The organism is Thermovirga lienii (assembly GCF_036847465.1).
In the GTDB taxonomy this organism is placed as follows: domain Bacteria; phylum Synergistota; class Synergistia; order Synergistales; family Thermovirgaceae; genus Thermovirga; species Thermovirga lienii.
In genome coordinates this window covers 1-2268 of sequence record NZ_DAITZW010000077.1, presented here as the reverse complement: position 1 = coordinate 2268, position 2268 = coordinate 1, and the positions used below count along the sequence as shown (strand labels likewise).

Annotated in this window: 5 protein-coding genes; all 5 read left to right on the top strand. The window is 44.5% G+C overall.

Translation table 11 applies throughout. The annotated features are described in order from the left end of the window. The first annotated feature begins 518 nt into the window (after positions 1-518). From V7Z69_RS09785 to V7Z69_RS09765, 5 genes are read left to right on the top strand one after another with little or no spacing between them, the layout of a single operon-like run. On the top strand, positions 519-926 hold the full coding sequence (locus tag V7Z69_RS09785; RefSeq protein WP_334139799.1) for a hypothetical protein: 408 nt from the start codon (positions 519-521) through the stop codon (positions 924-926). Then, on the top strand, positions 926-1156 hold the full coding sequence (locus V7Z69_RS09780) for a hypothetical protein (protein WP_334139798.1): 231 nt from the start codon (positions 926-928) through the stop codon (positions 1154-1156). The genes V7Z69_RS09785 and V7Z69_RS09780 overlap by 1 nt, the downstream gene beginning before the upstream one ends. 12 nt (positions 1157-1168) lie before the next feature. Next, positions 1169-1492 carry a hypothetical protein gene (locus tag V7Z69_RS09775; RefSeq protein WP_334139797.1) on the top strand — a complete coding sequence of 108 codons (324 nt, stop codon included), beginning with the start codon at positions 1169-1171 and terminating at the stop codon, positions 1490-1492. 11 nt (positions 1493-1503) lie between these two features. Then, the gene (locus tag V7Z69_RS09770) at positions 1504-1830 is read left to right on the top strand and encodes a hypothetical protein (RefSeq protein WP_334139796.1); all 327 of its coding nucleotides are present in this window, start codon (positions 1504-1506) and stop codon (positions 1828-1830) included. Next, the gene (locus V7Z69_RS09765) at positions 1796-2236 is read left to right on the top strand and encodes a hypothetical protein (RefSeq protein WP_334139795.1); all 441 of its coding nucleotides are present in this window, start codon (positions 1796-1798) and stop codon (positions 2234-2236) included. The genes V7Z69_RS09770 and V7Z69_RS09765 overlap by 35 nt, the downstream gene beginning before the upstream one ends. Positions 2237-2268 lie beyond the last annotated feature (32 nt).

Below are 2268 nucleotides of genomic sequence, written 5' to 3'. Positions count from 1 at the left end.
ACGCTAATTTTTGCCCGATGTTCAAACCGAGAAGCGACGTCGAATAAAGAAAGTGGGTGCTGATATGGGCAATGGTCGGAATAAAGGCAGGCAGTTTGAGTTTTGGTGTAGAGAGGTTATCACGTTAGCCTTACACCTTCCAGATGGCGACGTAAACGTGCGTAGCAAATCCGCCCCGGGGTGCGACCTATGGATACGTAACGGCTCGACTTTAAAATTCCCATACTGCGTGGAAGCAAAAAACAGAAAGCGGTTGAATGTCTTTGAGGCATTTAGGCAAGCGCAAGTCAACACATATGATGGATATCTGCCAGCTCTATTCTTTCACAGAGACAAGTTATATTTAGCGACCGAGGACCTATATGAGTTCCTAGCTAAAATAGATATCTTAAATGAAACTTTGGGTCCAGAATGGGTTGACAAAGTAAGAGAAAGAGCTGACAATATAAGGCGTAGGGCCCCTAAAATTAGCGACGCAAGGCTAGAACCAGAAAGAAGCAAGCCAAGGAGGGGACGGGATGGAACGAGGGAAAAGAATGAAACATGCAGGCGAAGGAATGGAGGCTCTCGTTGAAGATATTGTTCAGAAATACACAGAGTATGATAGTTACAAGGAATTTAAAGAAGGTATTAAAAGGGAGGCGATAGAGTATCTAAAAAGGAAGTTCCCAACCGCTGTAGGATATGAGAAGATCAGGCCACTAGATGTTCGCCGGCATATGCAACAAGAAAGGGTGTGTGTTAACTGTAATCCTTCACAATGTCCATGGTGTGGGTGGGAAGTGATAATAGCAGAGAAAGAGGGAGAGCTGATTGTAATGGAGCGTAGGTGCACAAGCTGGCTATACTGGCAAAGAGGCGGGCATAGACAGCTTGAAGAGTTGGAAGAGGAACATGCAGGATTTTTCGGGAGGAGGGGTAAGTAATGGTTGTTAATGTTAACTATGGAATGGCTGGATTGGGGTTAGTGCTGTTTGGCTTGGGAATGCTGATGTGTTTGACCGCCCTTATAGCGAGGAGAGACATAAAATCAGCAGTTAGCGTGAGCAACTTTTGGTTGGTATTTGGCACGGCGGTATTATTAGTGGCTAGCGGATTGATAGTTACCTACTTGCCTGCCGTAATTTTCATGAAGTCGCTTAAACTGTTTGCATAGGGAGGATTTAAAATGGCATGGTTGTTTGTGAAGGCTGAAGTGATAAAGGAGCCTAGAGAGTTTTTCTACAGGAACAAATCTGGTGAGGAAGAAAGAGGAGTCAATTTATGGGTAAAAGACCTCGACAACGAGCGGCTAAAAATGCCCATAAACTGGTTCAATTGTGGTGAAGATGTCAGAGAAGGATGTCAATATGAGTTTAAATGCTACGTCTCCAAAAGGAAAAACCCCATGAGCGGAGCCTACGAATATTCCTTTAACGTAGAAAAAGCCAAGCTCATTAGGGACCCAAGCAGGGTAAAGGATGGCGGAGACGAAATAGAAATCCCATTCTAGGGGTGGGTGATATGAGTGTAGGTAAGGGCGGATACGCCGCATATAAAGCCAGGATACAAACTCACAACACCCTGATGAGGCAAATCTATGACATATTAAGCGACATGTACGCCGCTATAGACTATGCTTGCGACCCAAAATTAACCGAACAAATGATAGACGAGCTGGCAATTGTAAGAGATTTTGTTTTTGAGTACAGTTATGAGAAGATTAGAAAGGAAGCTGGCAGCTTTAGCCTTGTGGTAATTAACAAAAAGCCATACCCGAGACGACCAAAATCATTCGCAAAAGGGGGTGGTGTGTGTGGCAAAGAAGAAACAGAAGAGACCGATAGCTGATTGGGAGCATGAGTTTATAAAAGATTGCGTAGAGAAGGGGTGGAGTGTAACAGAGATGATGTCACACTTGCCCCACCGCTCCCTACAAACTGTGTACGCGGTCGCCAAGAAATATGGCTACATTGGAGAGAAAAAAAGAAAAGCCCTTGAGCGTGGCGAGACTGTGAACAAGCCACCACGCCCCCCTATTAGAAGAGGTGAAGCCTACGATATATGTCTTTACTGGATAAAGGCTGGAGGTCCTGTGCCTAACGAAAAGCCAGAAACGTTTAGGTACATCAAAAGGACAATGGGCAAAAATCCTCTAAACATCTTTGAACACCTGGAGGGCAAATGGAAGATAGCATTGACAGATTATGAGACTATAGAGGCTCTTAAGAAAGGGGCAATGAAAAGGAAATGGTAATATCACAATGGTGTGTAGACTGCGCTCATGCA